Origin of the sequence: Pseudomonas sp. NPDC087614, from assembly GCF_044743485.1 — a bacterium.
GTDB lineage: Bacteria > Pseudomonadota > Gammaproteobacteria > Pseudomonadales > Pseudomonadaceae > Aquipseudomonas > Aquipseudomonas baetica_A.
Window position 1 is genome coordinate 14,487 of the sequence record NZ_JBIUWN010000059.1, and the last position, 21,545, is coordinate 36,031.

18 protein-coding genes and 1 pseudogene are annotated in these 21,545 nt (G+C 58.8%); 14 read left to right on the top strand and 5 right to left on the bottom strand.

The window, feature by feature from the left end; genetic code table 11:
- Positions 1 to 672: an N-acetylmuramate alpha-1-phosphate uridylyltransferase MurU gene (murU, locus tag ACIOWA_RS20175; protein WP_401161568.1), complete on the bottom strand. Its 672-nt coding sequence runs from the start codon at positions 670 to 672 to the stop codon at positions 1 to 3.
- Complete coding sequence (locus ACIOWA_RS20180; RefSeq protein ID WP_339433307.1) at positions 669 to 1,688, bottom strand: phosphotransferase; 1,020 nt, start codon at positions 1,686 to 1,688, stop codon at positions 669 to 671. Before ACIOWA_RS20180 ends, murU begins: the two co-directional genes overlap by 4 nt.
- A 130-nt stretch (positions 1,689 to 1,818) precedes the next feature.
- Between ACIOWA_RS20180 and ACIOWA_RS20185 the strand changes: the two genes are divergently transcribed.
- The 11 genes and pseudogenes from ACIOWA_RS20185 to ACIOWA_RS20235 all read left to right on the top strand — a co-directional run bounded on the left by ACIOWA_RS20185 (position 1,819) and on the right by ACIOWA_RS20235 (position 15,955).
- Positions 1,819 to 4,620, top strand: coding sequence for an LPS-assembly protein LptD (locus ACIOWA_RS20185; protein ID WP_401161571.1), 2,802 nt, complete (start codon positions 1,819 to 1,821; stop codon positions 4,618 to 4,620).
- On the top strand, positions 4,601 to 5,917 hold the full coding sequence (gene surA, locus ACIOWA_RS20190) for a peptidylprolyl isomerase SurA (protein ID WP_401138670.1): 1,317 nt from the start codon (positions 4,601 to 4,603) through the stop codon (positions 5,915 to 5,917). Before ACIOWA_RS20185 ends, surA begins: the two co-directional genes overlap by 20 nt.
- Positions 5,914 to 6,940, top strand: a pseudogene (gene pdxA / locus ACIOWA_RS20195) (4-hydroxythreonine-4-phosphate dehydrogenase PdxA). Before surA ends, pdxA begins: the two are co-directional and overlap by 4 nt.
- Positions 6,937 to 7,755 (top strand): 16S rRNA (adenine(1518)-N(6)/adenine(1519)-N(6))-dimethyltransferase RsmA, encoded by an 819-nt coding sequence (gene rsmA / locus ACIOWA_RS20200; protein ID WP_339433303.1) that lies wholly within the window; start codon positions 6,937 to 6,939, stop codon positions 7,753 to 7,755. The pseudogene pdxA and the gene rsmA overlap by 4 nt, the downstream one beginning before the upstream one ends.
- 113 nt (positions 7,756 to 7,868) lie before the next feature.
- Positions 7,869 to 8,249: a Co2+/Mg2+ efflux protein ApaG gene (apaG, locus tag ACIOWA_RS20205; protein ID WP_339433302.1), complete on the top strand. Its 381-nt coding sequence runs from the start codon at positions 7,869 to 7,871 to the stop codon at positions 8,247 to 8,249.
- Complete coding sequence (locus ACIOWA_RS20210) at positions 8,249 to 9,130, top strand: symmetrical bis(5'-nucleosyl)-tetraphosphatase (protein ID WP_401161573.1); 882 nt, start codon at positions 8,249 to 8,251, stop codon at positions 9,128 to 9,130. The genes apaG and ACIOWA_RS20210 overlap by 1 nt, the downstream gene beginning before the upstream one ends.
- 33 nt (positions 9,131 to 9,163) lie before the next feature.
- Positions 9,164 to 9,493 carry a thiosulfate sulfurtransferase GlpE gene (glpE, locus tag ACIOWA_RS20215; protein ID WP_339464439.1) on the top strand — a complete coding sequence of 110 codons (330 nt, stop codon included), beginning with the start codon at positions 9,164 to 9,166 and terminating at the stop codon, positions 9,491 to 9,493.
- Positions 9,494 to 9,787: 294 nt separating this feature from the next.
- The gene (locus ACIOWA_RS20220; RefSeq protein ID WP_339433299.1) at positions 9,788 to 11,710 is read left to right on the top strand and encodes a PrkA family serine protein kinase; all 1,923 of its coding nucleotides are present in this window, start codon (positions 9,788 to 9,790) and stop codon (positions 11,708 to 11,710) included.
- Positions 11,711 to 11,831: 121 nt separating this feature from the next.
- Positions 11,832 to 13,103, top strand: a complete 1,272-nt coding sequence (locus tag ACIOWA_RS20225) for a YeaH/YhbH family protein (RefSeq protein WP_221731105.1) — start codon at positions 11,832 to 11,834, stop codon at positions 13,101 to 13,103.
- Entirely contained in the window at positions 13,100 to 14,662 is a 1,563-nt protein-coding gene (locus ACIOWA_RS20230) for a SpoVR family protein (RefSeq protein WP_221731106.1), read from the top strand. The genes ACIOWA_RS20225 and ACIOWA_RS20230 overlap by 4 nt, the downstream gene beginning before the upstream one ends.
- Before the next feature lie 63 nt (positions 14,663 to 14,725).
- Positions 14,726 to 15,955 carry a multifunctional CCA addition/repair protein gene (locus ACIOWA_RS20235; RefSeq protein WP_401161576.1) on the top strand — a complete coding sequence of 410 codons (1,230 nt, stop codon included), beginning with the start codon at positions 14,726 to 14,728 and terminating at the stop codon, positions 15,953 to 15,955.
- Between the two features lie 83 nt (positions 15,956 to 16,038).
- Here ACIOWA_RS20235 and folK read toward each other — a convergent pair whose 3' ends face one another.
- Together folK and folB are read right to left on the bottom strand one after the other, a co-directional pair.
- Entirely contained in the window at positions 16,039 to 16,557 is a 519-nt protein-coding gene (gene folK, locus ACIOWA_RS20240) for a 2-amino-4-hydroxy-6-hydroxymethyldihydropteridine diphosphokinase (protein ID WP_339433297.1), read from the bottom strand.
- Positions 16,548 to 16,904, bottom strand: coding sequence for a dihydroneopterin aldolase (folB, locus tag ACIOWA_RS20245; protein ID WP_056786656.1), 357 nt, complete (start codon positions 16,902 to 16,904; stop codon positions 16,548 to 16,550). Before folB ends, folK begins: the two co-directional genes overlap by 10 nt.
- Before the next feature lie 74 nt (positions 16,905 to 16,978).
- Between folB and plsY the strand changes: the two genes are divergently transcribed.
- A complete protein-coding gene (gene plsY, locus ACIOWA_RS20250) occupies positions 16,979 to 17,548 on the top strand; it encodes a glycerol-3-phosphate 1-O-acyltransferase PlsY (protein WP_401161578.1) in 570 nt (189 codons plus the stop codon).
- A 23-nt stretch (positions 17,549 to 17,571) separates the two neighbouring features.
- On the opposite strand, the gene tsaD is transcribed toward plsY, so the two are convergent.
- Positions 17,572 to 18,597, bottom strand: a complete 1,026-nt coding sequence (tsaD, locus tag ACIOWA_RS20255; protein WP_339539487.1) for a tRNA (adenosine(37)-N6)-threonylcarbamoyltransferase complex transferase subunit TsaD — start codon at positions 18,595 to 18,597, stop codon at positions 17,572 to 17,574.
- 199 nt (positions 18,598 to 18,796) lie between these two features.
- Here tsaD and rpsU point away from each other — a divergent pair, with 199 nt between their 5' ends.
- Positions 18,797 to 19,012, top strand: a complete 216-nt coding sequence (gene rpsU / locus ACIOWA_RS20260; RefSeq protein WP_002551877.1) for a 30S ribosomal protein S21 — start codon at positions 18,797 to 18,799, stop codon at positions 19,010 to 19,012.
- Positions 19,013 to 19,498: 486 nt separating this feature from the next.
- Positions 19,499 to 21,463: a DNA primase gene (gene dnaG, locus ACIOWA_RS20265; protein ID WP_401161580.1), complete on the top strand. Its 1,965-nt coding sequence runs from the start codon at positions 19,499 to 19,501 to the stop codon at positions 21,461 to 21,463.
- The last annotated feature ends 82 nt before the right edge of the window (positions 21,464 to 21,545 follow it).

Consider the following 21,545-nt stretch of genomic DNA (forward strand, 5'->3'; position numbering starts at 1 on the left):
TCAGCGACTCGCTTCTATCAAGGTTTGAGCTTCGACCAGACGCTCGTGCGTGCCGACATCAACCCAATGGCCCTTGAGTCGCTCGCCAGTAACCTCGCCTTCAGACATGGCCTTGCGCAGTAACGGCGCCAGTTTGAAGGCGCCGTGTGCACAACCCTCGAACAGTTGCGGATGGAGCACGGCGATGCCGCTGTAAGTCAGCGTCGCGGCATCCGCCTGGCCATCAATCACTTGCCCGTCAACCAGTGAGAAATCACCGGCCGGGTGATGCGCCGGATTGTCCGCCAGCACCAGATGCGCCAGACCGGGGATCGGTTGGTGCAGCACGCTGAAGTCGTAATCGGTCCAGATGTCACCGTTGACCACCAGAAACGCGTCGTCACCGAGCAACGGCAGCGCCCGGAAAATACCGCCGCCGGTTTCCAGCGGCTCGCCTTCCGGCGAGTACTGAATGCTCACCCCAAACTGCGAGCCATCGCCCAGGTAATCCTCGATCTGCTGACCCAGCCAGGCGTGATTGATCACGATCTCGTTGAATCCGGCTGCCGCGAGGGCGCGCAGGTGATATTCGATCAACGGGACGCCGCCGGCACGCACCAGCGGTTTGGGCGTGGTCAGGGTCAGCGGGCGCATGCGCTCACCTTTGCCTGCTGCCAGAATCATTGCCTTCATGCCGTCGCTCCACCACGCAGACTGGTGAACAGCGCTTGCAGTTCCGCCAGCTCAGGACGGCGAGCAATCACTGCTTCTATATAAGAGAAGAAGCGCGGCACATCGGCCAGATAACGCGGCTTGCCGTCGCGATGGCAGATGCGCGCGAAGATGCCGATGACTTTCAGGTGACGCTGCACACCCATCAGGTCGCTGGCGCGCAGGAAGTCTTGAAAATCTGGCTGCACCGGGATGTTCAGCACCGAGGCTTGCTGCCAGTAACGCTCCAGCCATCCGTGTACGCGCTCCTCAGGCCAACTGAGGAAGGCGTCCTTGAACAGACAGGTCACGTCGTAGGTCACGGGGCCATACACCGCATCCTGGAAATCCAGCACACCGGGATTTGGCTCGCTGAGCATCAGATTGCGCGGCATGTAGTCGCGGTGCACCAGCACTTTTGGTTGGGCCAGGGCGCTATTGATCAACAGATCGCTGACCTGCTGCCACTGTTGTTGCTGAGTCGCATCGAACTCGACACCGAGTTCACGCTTCACGTACCACTCAGGGAACAGTTCCAGCTCGCGGCGCAGTAAAGCAACGTCATAACTGGGCAACGGCGCAACCATCGGCAACTGCTGAAAAGCCAGCAATGCTTGCAGGGCATCGTTGAACAATGCGTCGGCATTTTCAGTGTCGATCACGTCCAGATAGGTCTTGTTGCCCAGGTCATTGAGCAAAAGAAATCCGCGTTCGAGGTCTTCTGCATAAATTTTCGGCACATTTATTCCGGATTTCGCCAGCAAAAAGGCGATATCCACGAACGGTTTGCAGTTTTCCTGGGGGGGCGGCGCGTCCATGACGACGAAGCTGCGACCCGCGCCCTCCCAACGGAAGTAACGGCGAAAACTCGCGTCGCTACTGGCCGCGGTCAACGTGGCCGGGGGCACGGCGCCCCAACCCTGATCTGCAAAAAGGTTTGCCAACTGCTCATCGAGCCAAAGTTTCAGGTGTTGCAAGCGTACATCTTGGTCAGGCATTGCAAGGGTCTCCGACGGCGCTAGCCGTCAAGCGGGTCATGCTTTATTATCCAGCATCTTTTTCAGACCATCGAGAGGCGTGCGGCCCACACCGCGGGCAGATGGCACGCAGGAAGCCCGGACTAATAAGATGGCATTGAAATCCCCCGCGTTTCGTAAAAAATTTCCGTTGTTGGTAACCGGCAGTCTGCTGGCTATGCAACCTCTGGCCAGTCAATTCGTTGTCGCCGCCGAGCAGTATGACTGCTCTGTATCGGCTACGGGTGCCTGGGACTGTTCGCCCAAGACGCCGGCCGCTGCATTGCCGCCGCGTCCGGTGCATGACGGCAGTGCCGTCAGCGCCACCGGCGAAGCCCCGGCACAGAACGGTTCGACCACCGACACCGGCGCCAAGCCCGTGCTGGTCACCGAAGCCAAGGGCCGCGGTTTGAAATCCCGTAGCGAAGACTTCAGTCACCTCGACTGGGTTGCGCGCGAGAAGCTCACCGCCGCCCAATTGGCCGAGACCGGTCCATATTGCTCGGGTGCTTATATCGAGCCGATTCGTCCTGGCATGAATGACAAGACGAATAAAAGCGATGCTCCGACCTTTATCGGCGCAAAAGCCTCTCGCTATAACACCGATGATCAAGTCGGTACGCTGGCCGGTGATGTCGTCCTGCGTCAGGGCAGCATGCAGGTCGAGTCCGACGAGGCCAGCCTGTATCAGGCCGAGAGCCGCGCCGAGCTCAGTGGCGACGTGCGTATCCGTGACAACGGCGCGCTGATCGTTGGCGACCACGCCGATGTGCAGCTCGACACTGGCGAAGCCAAGGTCGACAACGCCGAATACGTGATGCACAAATCGCGCATTCGCGGTAACGCGCTGTACGCCAAGCGTGCCGAAAACGCGATCATCCGCTTGAAGGACGGCACGTACACCACGTGCGAACCGAACAGCAACGCCTGGCAGCTCAAGGGCAACAACATCACCCTGAACCCGGCCACCGGCTTCGGTACCGCGACCAACGTGACGTTGCGCGTCAAAGACATTCCGATCCTGTACACGCCGTACATCTACTTCCCGATCGATGACCGTCGCCAGTCGGGCTTCCTGCCGCCGACCATCGGCACCGGCAGCGACACCGGCTTCATGCTGGTAACGCCGTACTACTTCAACCTGGCGCCTAATTACGACGCCACGTTGTATCCACGTTACATGAGCAAGCGTGGCATGTTGGTGGAAGGCGAGTTCCGTTATCTGACCAAGTCCAGCGAAGGCCAGTTCGGCGCTGCGTACCTGAACGATGACGACACTGAACGCAGCAAGCAGACCGATTACGAAAAAACCCGATACATGTACAACTGGCAGCACAAGGGCGGTCTCGACTCCCGCGTGCTCACTGAAGTTGACTACACCAAGATCAGCGATCCGTATTACTTCCAGGATCTGCAGACCGATCAGATTGGTGTGAAATCCAGCGACTACGTGAACCAGCAGGGCGCGGTTACCTATCGTGGCGACAGCTATACCGCGCGGTTGAACGCTCAGGCGTATCAGTTGGCAACCGTTTCGAACATCACGCCGTATGATCGTTTGCCGCAGATCACCTTCAATGGTCAGCTGCCGTATCACCCGCAAGGTTTGAATTTCGATTACGAGACCGAGCTTGTTCGGTTTGATCGTGATCTGAAAAGCGGGACGTTCACTCAGGAGGACGGCGTTACGACAGAACCTCGACTGGACAACAACATTCAAGGTCTGGCCCGTGCAAACGGCGACCGTCTGAATCTGAAGCCCGGTGTAAGTCTGCCAATGAACTGGACCTATGGCTTCTTAAAGCCATCGCTCAAGTATCAGTACACCCAGTATCAATTGGATCTGGACGGTACTGGTAAATCCCAGATTGCTGCAATGTCGCCGGAAAATCAGAACCTCTACGGAAAATTCGGCAGCAACCAGAACCGCGGTGTGCCAATCGCCAGCATCGACAGCGGCCTGTACTTCGACCGTAACACGTCGTTCTTTGGCAAGAACTACCGCCAGACCCTGGAACCGCGCCTGTTCTACCTCTACGTTCCTGAGGAAGATCAGAAGGACATTCCGGTGTTCGACACCAGCGAATACACCTTCAACTACGCGTCGCTGTTCCGTGACAACCGTTTCTCCGGCTCCGACCGTGTCGGCGACGAGAACAAACTGTCGCTGGGCGTAACCAGCCGCTGGATCGAAGACAATGGCTTCGAGCGTCAACGCATCAGCGTCGGCCAGGCCCTGTACTTCAAGGATCGCGAAGTCCAATTGCCGGGCATCGATGCAAAAACCCGTGATGACGCGAAATCCAACGTTTCGCCATATGCACTGGAATACGAATACCGCTGGAACCGTGATTGGCGCACCACGGCCGATTACAACTGGGATCCGGACAGCCGCAGCCCACGTTCCGGCAGTGCAATGTTCCACTACCAGCCTGAAGACAACCCGAACAAGGTCATCAACGCCGGCTATCGCTATCGCAATGACCAGGTTCGCTACGACCAAAACACCGGTAAATGGTCGGTGGGTGGTGGTGACTACGGCACTCCAGGCCAGCCTGGCTACGTGAAGGACTACTACAAAATCAAACAGCACGACTTCTCGGTGATCTGGCCGATCGTGCCGCAGTGGAACGCCATCAGCCGCTGGCAGTATGACTACAACCGTAACCGTACCCTGGAAGCTTTCGGTGGTTTCGAGTACGACAACTGCTGCTGGAAACTGCGCCTGATCAACCGTTACTGGGTTTCCTATGACGAGTTCAGTCAGAACGCACCGCAAAACGAAAAAGGCGACCATGGCGTCTTCCTCCAAATTGTTCTGAAGGGACTCGGTGGCCTCACTGGCGCCAAGGTAGAGAGCTTCCTCGACAAAGGCATTCAAGGTTATCGTGAACGTGAAGACCAAGCTTTCTGATTGTCTGCGCCCGCTTGTGCTGGGCGCGCTGTTCCTGGGTACTGCGGCGAATGCTGCAGTACAGCCCATCGATAAAGTGGTAGCGATCGTCGACAGCGACGTGGTCATGCAGAGCCAACTGGATCAGCGTGTCCACGAAGTTCAGCAGACCATCGCCAAGCGTGGGGGCGGTTTGCCGCCCCCAGGCGTACTGGATCAGCAGGTGCTCGAACGCCTGATCGTCGAGAACCTGCAATTGCAGATCGGCGAACGTTCCGGTATCCGCATTACCGATGAAGAACTGAACCAGGCTGTTGGCACCATTGCCCAGCGCAACAACATGACGGTGGATCAATTCCGTGCTGCTCTGGCTCACGACGGCCTGTCTTACGACGACGCCCGTGACCAGATCCGTCGCGAAATGATCATCAGCCGTGTACGTCAGCGCCGTGTAGCAGAACGCATTCAGGTGTCGGAACAGGAAGTGAAGAACTTCCTCGCCTCCGACCTGGGCAAGATGCAATTGTCCGAAGAACTGCACCTGGCCAACATCCTGATTCCGACCCCGGAAAGCGCCAACTCTGAAGCGATTCAGAATGCCGCGCGTCAGGCCATGGAGATTTACCAGCAGCTCAAGCAAGGCGCCGACTTCGGTCAATTGGCCGTCGCCAAATCCGCCAGCGACAACGCACTGGAAGGCGGCGACATGGGCTGGCGTAAAGCCGCGCAGTTGCCACCTCCGTTCGATCGCGAGTTGAGCAGCATGGCCGTCGGCGACGTGACTCAGCCTGCACGCACGCCAGGTGGCTTCATCATCCTGAAGTTGCTGGCCAAGCGTGGTGGCGAAACTCAAACCCGCGATGAAGTGCATGTGCGCCACATCCTGGTCAAGCCAAGCCCGATCCGCGACGAAGCCAAGACCAAGGCCTTGGTTCAATCGCTGTACGAGCGGATTCTGGCCGGTGAAGATTTCGCCACCCTGGCGAAAAGCTACTCCGAAGACCCGGGTTCGGCCCTCAACGGCGGCGACCTGAACTGGATCGACCCGAACGTACTGGTTCCGGAATTCCGCGAAGTAATGGCCAAGACCCCTCAAGGTCAGCTGTCCAAGCCATTCAAGACCCAATACGGCTGGCACGTTCTGGAAGTCCTTGGCCGTCGCGCCACTGACAGCACTGAACAAGCCCGCGAGCAGCAAGCCATGACGGTATTGCGTAATCGCAAATACGACGAAGAGCTGCAAACCTGGCTGCGTCAGATCCGTGACGAAGCGTACGTAGAGATCAAACTTCCTGGTGCAGACCAGGCAGCGCAGTGAAACCCAAGCGTTTCGCGCTGACACCCGGCGAACCAGCCGGCATCGGTCCCGACCTGTGCCTGCTGCTCGCCTCGCAAGCCCAGCCACACCCCCTGATTGCCATCACCAGCCGCGACCTGCTCCTTGAGCGGGCCGCGCAGCTGGGGCTGGCCGTCAATCTGCTGGATGTTGCGCCCGGTCAATGGCCGGATGCGCCCGCACCTGAACATAGCCTTTACGTCTGGGATACGCCGCTCAGCGCCCCCGTGGTGACCGGGCAACTGGACAAGGCCAACGCGGCCTTCGTCCTCGAAACCCTGACCCGCGCTGGCAATGGCTGCCTGAACGGCGAATTCGCCGGGATGATCACCGCGCCAGTACACAAAGGCGTGATCAATGAGTCAGGCATCGCGTTCTCCGGACACACGGAATTTCTTGCCGATCTGACCCACACCGCGCAAGTGGTGATGATGCTTGCCACACGCGGTTTGCGCGTGGCACTGGTCACCACTCACCTGCCCCTGCGCGAGGTTGCCGATGCGATCACGCCGCAACGGCTGGAGCGAGTCACGCGGATTCTGCACGCCGACCTGCAAGACAAATTCGGCATCGCCCGGCCACGCATTCTGGTGTGCGGGCTCAACCCGCACGCCGGTGAAGGCGGACACCTGGGCCATGAAGAAATCGACATCATCGAACCCACATTAGACGAATCCCGCGCCCCCCCGGGCGGCGGATTTGGGGTGGAAGGTTGGGGTATGTTAATGGGCCCGGTGTCCCCCGTCACCCGCGGACACTCTGTTTACCCCCAAATATCTGGAGCACTGCGACGCAGTGCTGGCGATGTACCACGACCAGGGCTTGCCCGTGCTGAAGTACAAAGGCTTCGGCGCCGCCGTCAACGTGACCCTCGGCCTGCCGATCATCCGCACTTCGGTCGACCACGGCACCGCCCTGGATCTGGCCGGCAGCGGCAAGATCGATACCGGCAGCCTGCAAGTCGCCCTGGAAACCGCCTACCAGATGGCCGAGACCCGTTTATGACCGAGCAATACCAACACAAGGCGCGCAAACGCTTTGGCCAGAACTTCCTGCACGATGCCGGCGTTATCGACCGCATCCTGCGCTCCATCAGCGCCAAGTCCGAAGACCGCCTGCTGGAAATCGGCCCGGGCCAGGGCGCGCTGACCGCCGGCCTGCTCAACTCCGGCGCACAACTTGACGTCGTGGAGCTGGACAAGGACCTGATCCCGATCCTCAACCAGCAGTTCGCCGGCAAGAGCAACTTCAACCTGCATCAAGGCGATGCGCTGAAGTTCGACTTCAATACGCTCAACGCCGCGCCGAACAGCCTGCGCGTAGTCGGCAACCTGCCTTACAACATCTCTACGCCACTGATTTTCCACCTGCTGAGCAACGCCGGCATCATTCGCGACATGCACTTCATGCTGCAAAAGGAAGTTGTCGAGCGCCTGGCAGCGGGTCCTGGTGGCGGTGATTGGGGTCGCCTGTCGATCATGGTTCAGTACCACTGCCGCGTGGAACACCTGTTCAACGTCGGCCCGGGAGCGTTCAACCCACCGCCGAAAGTCGACTCGGCTATCGTCCGTCTGGTCCCGCACGCGGTACTGCCGCACCCGGCCAAGGATCATCGCCTGCTGGAGCGCGTTGTTCGCGAAGCCTTCAACCAGCGCCGCAAGACCCTGCGCAACACGCTCAAGCAATTGATGACGTCTGCCGAGATCGAAGCCGCCGGTGTCGATGGCAGCCTGCGCCCCGAGCAACTGGATCTGGCCGCCTTCGTGCGCCTGGCCGACAAGCTCAGCGAGCAAGCCCCAGAGACGCCCGCCGCCGACTGACAAGTGATGAACGCTATCGGGCAGGACGCCACTCTGGTTTACTGCCCGATACTTGCCTAGACTGATTCCCCATCAGCTACGCCCCGCGTTCCGCTTCGTTTAAGGCCTTTTGCATGTCCGATTCCCGTTACCAGGTCGATGTCAGCGTGGTTACCCACTATCTGGCAGACCAATCGCAACCCGAGCACGACCGCTTTGCCTTCGCCTACACCATCACCGTACAGAACAACGGCGACAAGCCGGCGCGACTGATGTCGCGACACTGGGTCATCACCGACGGAGACGGGCACGTCGAAGAAGTGCGCGGTGCAGGTGTCGTGGGTCAGCAACCGTTGATCGATGCAGGCGAAAGCCACACCTACAGCAGCGGCACGGTAATGACCACCAAGGTTGGCACCATGCAAGGCACCTACGAAATGGTCGCCGACGACGGCAAGCATTTCGACGCGATCATCAAACCCTTTCTTCTCGCCGCTCCCGGAGCGCTGCACTGATGGCCACGTATGCCGTCGGCGACCTGCAGGGCTGCCTCGAACCGCTCAAGTGCCTGCTCAAGCAGGTCGCGTTCGATCCGGCGATCGATCGGCTGTGGCTGGCAGGTGACCTGGTCAACCGCGGCCCACAGTCGCTGCAAACCCTGCGATTTCTATATGGCATGCGCGAGTCACTGGTCTGTGTGCTCGGCAATCATGACCTGCACCTGCTGGCCGCCGCAAAAAACATCGAACGCCTGAAGAAATCCGACACCCTGCGCGAGATTCTCGACGCACCCGACGCCGCCGACTTGCTTGAGTGGCTGCGCCAGCAAAAGCTCATGCACTACGACGAACAACGTGACGTCGCCATGGTGCATGCCGGCATACCGCCGCAATGGTCGCTGCGCAAAGCCTTGAAGCTGGCCGCCGAAGCCGAAGCGGCGCTGCGTGACGATAATCTGCTGCCGCTTTATCTCGACGGCATGTACGGCAACGAGCCGGCAAAATGGGACAGCGACCTGCAAGGTGTACCTCGCCTGCGCGTGATCACCAACTATTTCACCCGCATGCGTTTCTGCACCGCCGAAGGCAAACTTGACCTCAAGAGCAAGGAAGGCCTCGATACCGCACCGCCGGGCTATAAACCGTGGTTCCTGCACAAGGAGCGCAAGACCCGCGGCTTGCGGATCATCTTCGGTCACTGGGCCGCCCTCGAAGGCCAGGTCAGCGAACCGGGCATCGCAGCGCTCGACACCGGTTGCGTGTGGGGTGGCAGCCTGACCCTGATGAACGTCGACAGCGGTGAACGCCTGTCATGCAAATGCGACGAACACGGTGGCGTCCTGCCGTCAGTCGCACCACTTACCCCCAACACCTCGCCAGTCAGCACACCACGCTAGACTGCGTATTCAGCCGAGCTACAGGAACCCGCCATGAGCGAAGTCAAACGAATCCCCCCGGAACAAGCCCAGGCCCTGCGCGAGAAAGGCGCCGTCGTGATCGACGTCCGCGACCCGCAAACCTACGCCGCGCTGCACATTGCCGGCTCCCAACATATGGACAACCATTCCATCGCCGATTTCATCCGTAACGCCGACCTCGACGCACCACTGGTAGTGGTCTGCTATCACGGTAATTCCAGCCAGAGCGCAGCAGCGTACCTGATCAGCCAGGGCTTCTCCGACGTCTACAGCATGGACGGCGGCTTCGAGCTATGGCGTACGACTTATCCTGCAGAAACCGCTCAAAGCTGCGCGCAATAATTTTTTTGTCAGGCGCGAGCCCCGGCTGCCGTGGGCCCGCGCTGGGCAGACAAACGGTCTGCCACACATAATTACGTATCTCGCCTTTACCTCCCGAATTCCCAACTATCCTTAAGCCCAGGCCATCCAAAACAGGGGAGAGCCGGTACACCGGCGCACGGGTCATCGGGAGTGACTTTCAAGGTTGTCGACCGCGAAAGTGTTCTGGGGGGTAAACAAGCAGCCACGACGGCCGCTTGCCAGCATCGACTGACTGATCCGGCGTCGGCTCCACGTATCGAGCGAGGTGACGTCATGAGTATCTTTAGCCACTTCCAACAACGCTTCGAGTCCACACGCCAGGAAGAACTCTCACTGCAGGAGTACCTGGAGCTGTGCAAAACGGATCGCAGCGCCTATGTTTCCGCCGCCGAGCGTCTGTTAATGGCTATTGGCGAACCGGAACTGCTCGACACCTCGACCAATTCGAGGCTGTCACGCATCTTCTCCAACAAGGTGATCCGTCGCTATCCGGCCTTTGAAGACTTCCACGGGATGGAAGAATGCATCGACCAGATCGTCTCGTATTTCCGCCATGCCGCCCAAGGCCTGGAAGAGAAGAAACAGATCCTCTATCTGCTCGGCCCAGTCGGTGGCGGTAAATCGTCCCTGGCCGAGAAGCTGAAACAGCTGATGGAAAAAGTGCCCTTCTATGCAATCAAGGGCTCGCCGGTATTCGAGTCTCCGCTGGGTCTGTTCAACGCCACCGAAGATGGCGCGATCCTCGAAGAGGACTTCGGCATCCCTCGGCGCTACCTGAACACCATCATGTCGCCATGGGCAACCAAACGCTTGGCCGAATTCGGCGGCGACATCAGCCAGTTCCGCGTGGTCAAGCTGTACCCGTCGATCCTCAACCAGATCGCCGTGGCCAAAACCGAACCGGGTGACGAGAACAACCAGGATATTTCGGCGCTGGTCGGCAAGGTCGACATCCGTAAACTCGAGGAATACCCACAGAACGACGCGGACGCCTACAGCTATTCGGGTGCGCTGTGCCGGGCCAACCAGGGCCTGATGGAATTCGTCGAAATGTTCAAGGCTCCGATCAAGGTGCTCCACCCGTTGCTGACCGCCACACAGGAAGGCAACTACAACAGTACCGAAGGTCTGGGCGCAATTCCGTTCACCGGGATTCTGCTCGCCCACTCCAACGAGTCGGAATGGCATACCTTCCGCAACAACAAGAACAACGAGGCGTTCATCGACCGGATCTACATCGTCAAGGTGCCGTACTGCCTGCGAGTCAGCGATGAAGTAAAAATCTACGACAAGCTGCTGTTCAACAGCTCCCTGGCCAAGGCCCACTGCGCGCCCGACACCTTGAAGATGCTGGCGCAGTTCACCGTGCTGTCACGCCTCAAGGAGCCGGAAAACTCCAACATCTATTCGAAAATGCGCGTGTACGACGGCGAAAACCTCAAGGACACCGACCCAAAAGCCAAATCGATTCAGGAGTACCGCGACTCGGCCGGCGTCGACGAGGGGATGAACGGCCTGTCGACCCGCTTCGCGTTCAAGATCCTGTCGAAAGTCTTCAACTTCGATCCCCATGAAATCGCCGCCAACCCGGTGCACCTGCTCTACGTGCTGGAACAGCAGATCGAACAGGAGCAGTTTCAGGCCGAGACGCGCGAGCGCTATCTGCGTTATCTGAAGGAATACCTGGCACCGCGCTACATCGAGTTCATCGGCAAGGAGATTCAGACCGCGTACCTGGAATCCTACAGCGAGTACGGCCAGAACATTTTCGACCGCTACGTGCTGTACGCAGACTTCTGGATTCAGGATCAGGAATACCGCGATCCGGAAACCGGCGAGATTCTCAACCGCGTAGCCCTGAACGAAGAACTGGAAAAAATCGAAAAACCGGCCGGCATCAGCAATCCGAAGGATTTTCGCAACGAGATCGTCAACTTCGTACTGCGCGCACGGGCCAACAACAACGGCAAGAACCCGACCTGGCTCAGCTACGAAAAACTGCGGGTGGTCATCGAGAAAAAAATGTTCTCGAACACCGAAGACCTGCTGCCGGTCATCAGCTTCAACGCCAAGGCCAGCAAGGAGGATCAACAAAAGCACAACGACTTCGTTACACGAATGGTCGAACGTGGCTACACCGACAAACAGGTACGGCTACTTTCCGAATGGTACCTACGGGTCCGGAAGTCGCAGTGAAGCAGTTGCAAGCTTCTAGCTACAAGCGGCAAGAGAAAAGCGGGTGAGCCCCGATATCGGGAACTGACGGCGCATCGCTTGCTGCTTGAGGCTTACGACTTCAAGCTCCCCGGAGGGGCCTATGAGCTATGTAATCGACCGACGTCTCAACGGCAAGAACAAGAGCACGGTGAACCGTCAGCGCTTTCTGCGACGTTACCGTGACCACATCAAGAAGGCTGTCGAAGAGGCGGTCAGCCGGCGCTCCATTACCGATATGGAGCACGGCGAGCAGATCAGCATTCCCGGTCGCGACATCGACGAACCGGTGCTTCACCATGGTCGCGGCGGCAAGCAGACCGTTGTTCATCCCGGCAACAAGGAATTCACCGCCGGCGAACACATCGCGCGCCCACCGGGAGGCGGCGGCGGACGTGGACCGGGCAAGGCCGGCAACTCTGGCGAGGGCATGGACGAGTTCGTCTTCCAGATCACTCAGGAAGAATTCCTCGAATTCATGTTCGAAGACCTCGAACTGCCCAACCTGGTCAAACGCAATCTGACCGGTACCGACACGTTCAAGACCGTTCGCGCGGGGATCAGTAACGAAGGTAATCCCTCACGCATCAACATCATCCGCACCCTGCGCTCAGCTCATGCGCGGCGCATCGCCCTGTCCGGCAGCAGCCGCGCAAAACTGCGTGAAGCCAAAGAAGAACTGGCGCGCCTCAAGCGCGAGGAGCCAGACAACTTCGGCGACATTCAGGAAATCGAGACGGAGATCGAAAAACTCAGTGCGCGCATCCATCGCGTGCCGTTTCTCGACACCTTTGACCTTAAATACAACTTGCTGGTCAAGCAGCCGAATCCAAGCTCCAAAGCGGTGATGTTCTGCCTGATGGACGTCTCCGGCTCCATGACCCAGGCGACCAAGGACATCGCCAAGCGCTTTTTCATCCTGCTGTACCTGTTTTTGAAGCGAAACTACGACAAGATCGACGTGGTGTTCATCCGTCACCACACCAGTGCCCGTGAAGTCGACGAAGAGGAGTTTTTCTACTCGCGGGAAACCGGGGGCACCATCGTCTCCAGCGCCTTGAAAATGATGCAGGAGATCATGGCCGAGCGCTATCCGAGCAACGAGTGGAACATCTACGCGGCTCAAGCTTCCGACGGCGACAACTGGAACGACGACTCACCGATCTGCCGCGACATCCTGATCAACCAGATCATGCCGTTTGTGCAGTACTACACTTATGTGGAAATCACCCCGCGCGAACATCAGGCCTTGTGGTACGAATACGAACGTATCGCCGAAGCCTTCTCTGACACGTTTGCCCAACAGCAACTGGTCTCGGCCGGGGATATCTATCCGGTCTTCCGTGAACTCTTCCAGCGCAGGTTAGTGACATGACCGCCAAAGAGCAGAAGCGCCAACCCATTTCAACCGGCTCCGAATGGACATTCGAGCTGATCCAGACCTACGACCGCGAGATCGCCCGCATCGCGGCGGGCTATGCGCTGGACACCTACCCCAACCAGATCGAAGTGATCACCGCCGAGCAAATGATGGATGCGTACGCTTCGGTCGGCATGCCGCTGGGTTACCACCACTGGTCCTACGGCAAACACTTCCTCAGCACCGAAAAATCATACAGCCGCGGGCAGATGGGGCTGGCGTACGAGATCGTCATCAACTCCGATCCGTGCATCGCCTATCTGATGGAGGAAAACACCATCTGCATGCAGGCTCTGGTGGTGGCCCATGCCTGCTATGGTCACAACAGTTTCTTCAAGGGCAACTACCTGTTCCGCACCTGGACCGACGCCAGTTCGATCATCGATTATCTGGTGTTCGCCAAGCAGTACATCATGCAATGTGAAGAACGCCATGGCATTGATGCGGTAGAAGACCTGCTCGACTCCTGCCACGCACTGATGAACTACGGCGTCGACCGCTACAAACGCCCTTATCCGATTTCCGCCGAAGAAGAACGCCGGCGGCAGAAGGATCGCGAAGAACACCTGCAGAAGCAGATCAACGATCTGTGGCGCACCATCCCCAAAGGCGCAGACAAGTACAGCGACAAGGATAACGCCCGCTTCCCGGCCGAGCCGCAGGAAAACATTCTCTACTTCATCGAGAAACACGCGCCGTTGCTGGAGCCGTGGCAGCGCGAGATCGTGCGGATCGTGCGCAAGATCGCCCAGTATTTCTATCCGCAACGCCAGACTCAGGTAATGAACGAGGGCTGGGCGACGTTCTGGCACTACACGTTGATGAACGACCTGTACGACGAGGGTCTGGTCACCGATGGTTTCATGATGGAATTTCTCACATCGCATACCAGCGTGGTGTTCCAGCCAGGCTTCGACAGCCCTTACTACAACGGCATCAACCCCTACGCACTCGGCTTTGCCATGTACCGTGACATTCGCCGCATGTGCGAAGAACCCACAGAAGAAGACCGTCACTGGTTCCCCGAGATCGCCGGGACTGACTGGTTGTCGTCCATCAAGTTCGCCATGAGCAGTTTCAAGGACGAAAGCTTCATCCTTCAGTACCTGTCACCGAAGGTGATCCGCGATCTCAAGCTGTTCAGCATCCTCGATGACGATCAAAAGGACGATCTATTGGTGCCGGCGATTCACGACGAAACCGGTTACCGGATCATTCGCGAAACCCTGGCTGCGCAGTACAACCTCGGCAATCGTGAACCGAACGTGCAGATATACAGCATCGATCGTCGCGGCGACCGCTCGCTGACCCTGCGCCACCAGCAACACGACCGCAAACCGCTGGGTGACTCCACTGACGAGGTGCTCAAGCACTTGCATCGCTTGTGGGGCTTCGACATTCATCTGGAAACCCTGCAAGGCGACCAGATCATGAAAACCCATCACGTACCGCCACGCAGTGAACACAGCGAAGGGGATTACGGTCGACTCGACCTGGCCGTCATTCATCTTTGATCCGCTAGCGGCCTCCGAAAGTCCGACGCAAGGGTTATCCTGTCGGGCTAACGGAGGTTTTTTATGCAGATTTTCAAGGTTGGCGGTGCAGTACGTGATCGCTTGCTGGGCAAACCGGTCACCGATGTCGATTGGGTGGTCGTTGGCGCTACTACGGAAGAAATGCTCGCCAAGGGTTATCGCCCGGTTGGCGCAGACTTCCCGGTGTTTCTTCACCCAAAAAGCGGCGAGGAATACGCCCTCGCCCGCACTGAGCGCAAAAGCGGTCGTGGCTATGGCGGTTTTACTTTCCACGCCAGTCCCGAAGTCACACTTGAAGAAGACCTGATCCGCCGTGACCTGACCATCAACGCCATGGCCGAGGACGATCAGCAAAATCTGACCGATCCGTACCATGGCCGGCGCGATCTGGAGGCTCGAGTTCTGCGCCACGTTTCTCCGGCGTTCGCCGAAGATCCACTCCGTGTACTGCGCGTTGCACGCTTCGCGGCCCGATACGCCGAGCAGGGTTTCAGCATTGCACCCGAGACCCTGGCGCTGATGAGTCAGCTCAGCGATTCGGGCGAACTGGAGGCGCTGACGGCTGAACGCAGCTGGAAAGAAATCTCCCGGGCACTGATGGAAAATCAGCCACAGGTGTTCATTGAGGTGCTGCGCGAATGCGGCGCTTTGAAGGTGCTGATGCCGGAAGTCAACGCGCTGTTTGGCGTACCGCAACCGGAAATTCATCACCCGGAAATCGATAGCGGCATTCACACGTTGAGCGTGCTGGAGCAATCAGCGCTGCACAAGCAACCACTGACCGTGCGCTGGGCCTGCCTGCTGCACGACCTCGGCAAAGGCCTGACCCCTGAAGAAGAATGGCCGCGGCACATTGCCCACGAGCACAAAGGGCTGAAGCTGATCAAAGCCGTCAACGCGCGGTTCAAGGCGCCGAAAGATTGCCAGGAACTGGCCCTGCTGGTTGGCCAGTATCACACCCATGGCCACCGCGCTCTGGAGTTGAAAGCATCGACATTGCTGGAGTTACTGCAGAGTTTTGACGTGTATCGCCGACCGCAGCGTTTTGAGGAGTTCATTGCCGCCTGCGAGATGGATGCGCGAGGCCGTAAAGGGTTGGAGCAGCGCAGTTATCCACAGGCCGATTACTTGCGTGGCGCCGCAACAGTGGCGCGAGGTGTGGCGGTGCAACCGTTGCTGGAGAAGGGTTTCAAGGGCCCGGAACTGGGCGAGGCGCTCAAGCGCGAGCGGCTCAAGGCCTTGAAGACTTACAAGGAAGCTTCGGCCTGCTGAACAGCTTCGCGAGCAAGCCAGCGCTCACAGGTAACATGCGCTCCAATGCGGACGCTGACTTGCTCGCGAAGGTGTCAGTCAGGTCAACACAGAACTGAAGGGGTCAATTGCTCACCCCGCCACTCAAACCTCACCGGCGCCAAGACCTGATCAATCTGTGCCTCAGCCCACAACGTCGCGAAGCTTTTTCCCACACCCGGATGCACGCGATCCGGGGCAATCAACGACAACGGCCACAACACAAAGGCATTTTTCAAGATTTCGGCTCGGGGCAGCACCAGCCCGTCGAAATTGCCCGCCAGATCGCCGTACAACAGCACGTCGATATCCAGCGGCAACCCCTTGCGATCCGGGGCATAACGGCCGTTATCGGCCTCAATGAATTTCAACCGGCGATCCAGCTCCATCAACGGCAAATCGGTAAACGCCGAGACCACGAAATTGAAGAACGGCCCGCTCTTGACGCCTACCGGCTGGCTCTCGAACACCGCCGAACAGCGGATATCCACCAGAAACGTGGCCAGCGCATCAAGACCGGCACGCAAATGGGTTTCGCGCTCGATGTTACTACCGAGCCCGAGATAGACCTGAGTCAGCGACATCCGCGCTCGATCTCCACACCCACTCCGCCTTTGGCGGCCGGCACGGCGCCAGGCTTGGTCAGCTTCAGACGCACCCAAGTGATCTTGAATTCAGTCATCAGCACCTCGACCAGACGCTCAGCGAAGGTCTCGACCAACTGAAACTGCGCCTGCTCGGCAAAAGCCTGAATACGCGTGGAAACGCTAGCGTAGTCGAGCGCCAGGGTCAGGTCGTCACCGGCGGCGGCCGGGCGATTGTCCCAGGCGAAGCTCAGATCAAGACGCAGGCACTGTCGGATGCCGCGCTCCCAGTCGTAGGCACCGATGACGGTGTCAACTTCCAGGCCCTCGATAAATACTCTGTCCAAGCACTTTTCTCCGCTGCACGACAAGGGCGCAATGCGCCGTTAGAATCAGGGCGTCCTCGCCCGGAATAGTTAGCATGTTTTGGTTACTGGCGACTCTCGCCTACCTGCTCGGCTCGCTGTCCTTCGCCATTTTGCTCAGCCGCCTGACCGGAAACCCGGATCCGCGAATGAGTGGCTCGGGTAATGCCGGCGCCACCAACATGCTGCGCCTGGCCGGTCGCAAACTGGCGATCCTGACCCTGCTGGGTGATCTGTGCAAAGGCCTGCTGCCAGTGCTGATCGCATCCGCAGCAGGCCTGTCGCTGCAAGATCAGGCCTGGATCGGCGTGTGCGCCGTGATCGGTCACCTGTTCCCGCTGTATTTCCGTTTTCGCGGCGGCAAAGGTGTCGCCACCGCTGCCGGCATGCTGCTGGGGCTGTATCCGCCGGCAGCCCTGCTGGCGGTGTGCGCCTGGCTGCTGACGTTCTACCTGACCCGTACCAGCTCGCTGGCGGCCCTGATTGCGACACCGCTGACCCTGCCGTTGCTCGCCTGGCAGGAACCGGAGGCGCTGTTGCCGATGAGCGCATTGACACTGCTCATCGTCTGGCGCCACCGCGGCAATCTACGCGACCTGTTTGCCGGGCGCGAACGGCATTTCTAAATACAGTTCAAGAGCGACGCTCATTACAACGCCGACAACTGCTCCATCGGCCAGCGCGCCTGCACGCTGATCGCCAGGCTTTCCTGCTGACCGGCTTGCAAACGCTGGCAGCCGGCAAACGCAATCATCGCGCCATTGTCGGTACAAAACTCGGGGCGCGCATAAAACACGTCGCCCTTCATGTCGCCGAGCATTTTCTCCAGCGAAACGCGCAATGCCTTGTTGGCGCTGACGCCACCGGCGATCACCAAACGCTTCATGCCGGCCTGTTTCAGGGCACGCTTGCACTTGATGGTCAGAGTCTCCACCACGGCCTGCTGGAACGCCAGCGCGATGTCGCAGCGGGCTTGCTCGCCGTCGTCCCCGGCGCTGACGCACTGCTGCCAAGTGTTGAGTGCGAAGGTTTTCAGACCACTGAAGCTGAAATCAAGCCCCGGGCGATCGCACATCGGACGCGGAAAAGTAAAACGTCCCGCGACCCCCTTTTCCGCCAGCTTGGCGATTTCCGGCCCGCCCGGGTAATTGAGGCCCATCATTTTCGCGGTTTTGTCGAAAGCTTCACCGGCGGCGTCATCAAGGGTCTCGCCGAGCAGGCTGTATTGGCCAATGCCATCGACCTGAACCAACTGTGTATGGCCACCGGAGACCAACAAAGCGACGAACGGGAATTGCGGCGGTTTCGGTTCCAGCATCGGCGCCAGCAAATGGCCTTCCATGTGGTGCACACCCAGCGCCGGAATGCCCCAGGCAAAGGCCAGCGCTTGTGCGCAAGAAGCGCCGACCAGTAGCGCACCCACCAGGCCAGGACCTGCGGTATAAGCGATCGCATCGATCTCGGTGGGCACGCAGTCAGCCTCGGCCAACACCTGACGAATCAAGGGCAGCATGCGTTTGACGTGATCACGCGAGGCCAGCTCAGGCACCACACCGCCGTAGGCACGATGCAAGTCGATCTGACTGAACAATGCGTCGGCCAGCAAGCCGCGTTCACTGTCATATAATGCGACACCGGTTTCGTCGCAGGAGGTTTCTAATCCCAGTACTAGCATGGGTTTGCGCCTTGTTTAGGCTGAATTCGAAGGCGCGCATAATAGTCGCCGCGTGATGCCCCGGCCAGCGGTTTTCGATCAGAGGCTTTGCATTCCGAGCGATGAGGGGTTAACATCCGCAACCCTTAAAAACAGACGTCTTCAAGTGCTCTTTTGCCGCGAGGATGTTGACCCCGGTAATGAATGAAGGTAGCTCTGGATGCCAGCCGTCAAAGTTAAAGAGAACGAACCCTTCGACGTAGCTCTGCGTCGTTTCAAGCGCTCCTGCGAAAAAGCCGGTGTACTGGCTGAAGTTCGTAGCCGCGAATTTTACGAGAAGCCAACTTCTGAGCGTAAGCGTAAAGCAGCAGCCGCTGTTAAGCGTCACGCCAAGAAAGTTCAGCGCGAACAGCGCCGCGCCGTTCGTCTGTACTAATACACAGACGTTCGTAGCAAGCTTCTTGCCTAAGCCCGGCCCTCAGCCGGGCTAATGGCATTTGCGTAAAACGCTTGATGCTTCACCGTCGAAGCCGCAGACGCGACTTAGACAAATCTGCTTCACCGCGTCAGGCCTGGCTCTTTTGCCAGCGGTGCACGTCTTTTCTGACGAGCCTTTCAAGGCTACTGACGAGCACACCCACTGATTTCTCTAACGACGATCAGCCCAAGGCACCTGCATGCGTGCCCGTTTTATTGAGCTATCCGAGGCCATTAACCGGCCGTCAGCGGATTCAGCGCAACACTTTCAAATAGTCGAAAACTGATAGGCATTAACGTCAGTGGATTTTCGGCAGATACACTTCCCGACAGCGATCAAGCAGACGACACCGGTCGAGCCGCACATTTTGCGCGCTTCGAGCAACGAACCGTGTTCGGCCGCCCTTCGCATCGGACTTATTACAGCGCAGACGACGAGAACGCCATGGCCGGGCTGATTCCCCAGAGCTTTATTGACGACCTCCTGAACCGCACCGACATCGTCGACGTGGTCAGCTCGCGTGTGCAACTGAAAAAAGCCGGCAAGAACTACACCGCCTGCTGCCCGTTTCACAAAGAGAAAACCCCCTCGTTCAGTGTCAGTCCCGACAAGCAGTTCTATTACTGCTTTGGCTGCGGCGCTGGCGGTAATGCCCTCGGCTTTCTTATGGATCACGACAACCTGGACTTCCCCCAGGCTATCGAAGATCTGGCGAAAGCCGCCGGCATGGAAATCCCCCGCGAAGAAGGTGGCCGTCAGCACAAACCGCGACAGCCGACCGACTCGCCGCTGTATCCGCTGCTTAGCGCCGCCGCCGACTTTTACCGGCAGGCACTGAAGAGCCATCCATCGCGCAAAGCCGCAGTGGATTACCTCAAGGGCCGTGGCCTGACTGGCGAGATCGCTCGGGATTTCGGCCTCGGCTTCGCACCGCCCGGCTGGGACAACCTGCTCAAGCATTTGAGCAGCGACACATTGCAGCAAAAAGCCATGATCGACGCCGGCCTGCTGATCGAGAACGCCGAAACCGGCAAACGCTATGACCGCTTCCGTGATCGCGTGATGTTCCCGATCCGCGACACCCGAGGCCGGATCATCGCTTTCGGTGGGCGCGTGCTCGGCGATGACAAGCCCAAATACTTGAACTCGCCGGAAACCCCGGTATTCCATAAAGGCCAGGAACTCTACGGCCTTTATGAAGCACGCAAGAACAACCGCAACCTCGACGAAATAATCGTCGTCGAGGGCTACATGGACGTCATCGCCCTCGCCCAGCAAGGCTTGCGCAATGCCGTCGCGACGCTGGGCACCGCCACCAGCGAAGAGCACTTGAAGCGCTTGTTCCGCGTCGTGCCGAACGTACTGTTCTGCTTTGACGGCGACCAGGCCGGCCGCAACGCCGCCTGGCGCGCACTCGAAGCAACACTGTCGAGCCTGCAAGACGGTCGCCGCGCGCGATTCCTGTTCCTGCCCGAGGGCGAAGACCCGGACACCCTGGTCCGCGCCGAAGGCACCGATGCTTTCAAAGCCCGAATCAATCAGCACGCCCAACCGCTGGCGGATTATTTCTTCCAGCAACTGACAGAAGAGGCCGATCCACGCTCACTCGAAGGCAAGGCCCACATGGCCACCCTCGCCGCACCGTTGATCGACAAAGTACCGGGCGCCAACCTGCGCATCCTGATGCGTCAGCGCTTGACCGAAATCACCGGCCTGAGCAGCGAAATCGTCAGTCAACTGGCGCAAAGTGCGCCGCAGGAAGCGCCACCCGCCTACGATCCGGGCATCGATTACGACGCAATGCCGGACTACAGCGACTACCATCAGCCGCAGGCACAGGACATGTATGTGCCGCAGCAGGAGTGGACGCCGAAGAAACCCGGCGCCGGCGGCAAGAAGTGGGACAAGAAACCCTGGGACAAGAATGGCAAGCGCGGCGGCGATCGTGATCAACAACGCCCGCGCACGCCCATTGGTGTGGAGTCACCGACCCTGACGGCCCTGCGCACACTGCTCCATCACCCGCAATTGGCCGAGCGCGTCGAAGACGCCGGGCACATCGCGGACGAAAATCAGACCAACGCCCAGTTGCTTGTGGCGCTGCTCGAAGCCGTACAGAAGAATCCCAAGCTAAACTCATTTCAGTTGATCGCACGATGGCACGGCACTGAACAGGGTCGCTTGCTCAAGGCGCTGGCAGAAAAGGAGTGGTTGATTGACGGAGACAACCTTGAACAACAGTTTTTCGACACCATTACTAGCTTGTCAGCCCGCCAACGCGAGCGAAATCTGGAACAGTTGCTCAGCAAAGCGCGTCAAAGCGAACTGAGTATCGAAGAGAAAAATCAACTGCGCGACCTACTAAATCGCAATGTTTCCGCATCAAACCCGACCTCAACTGGCGCGTGAGGTCATAGCTCAGGTATAATCCTCGGCTTGTTTTTTGCCCGCCAAGACCTTCAGTTGATTGTTTGTTTTTTGCGGTATATTT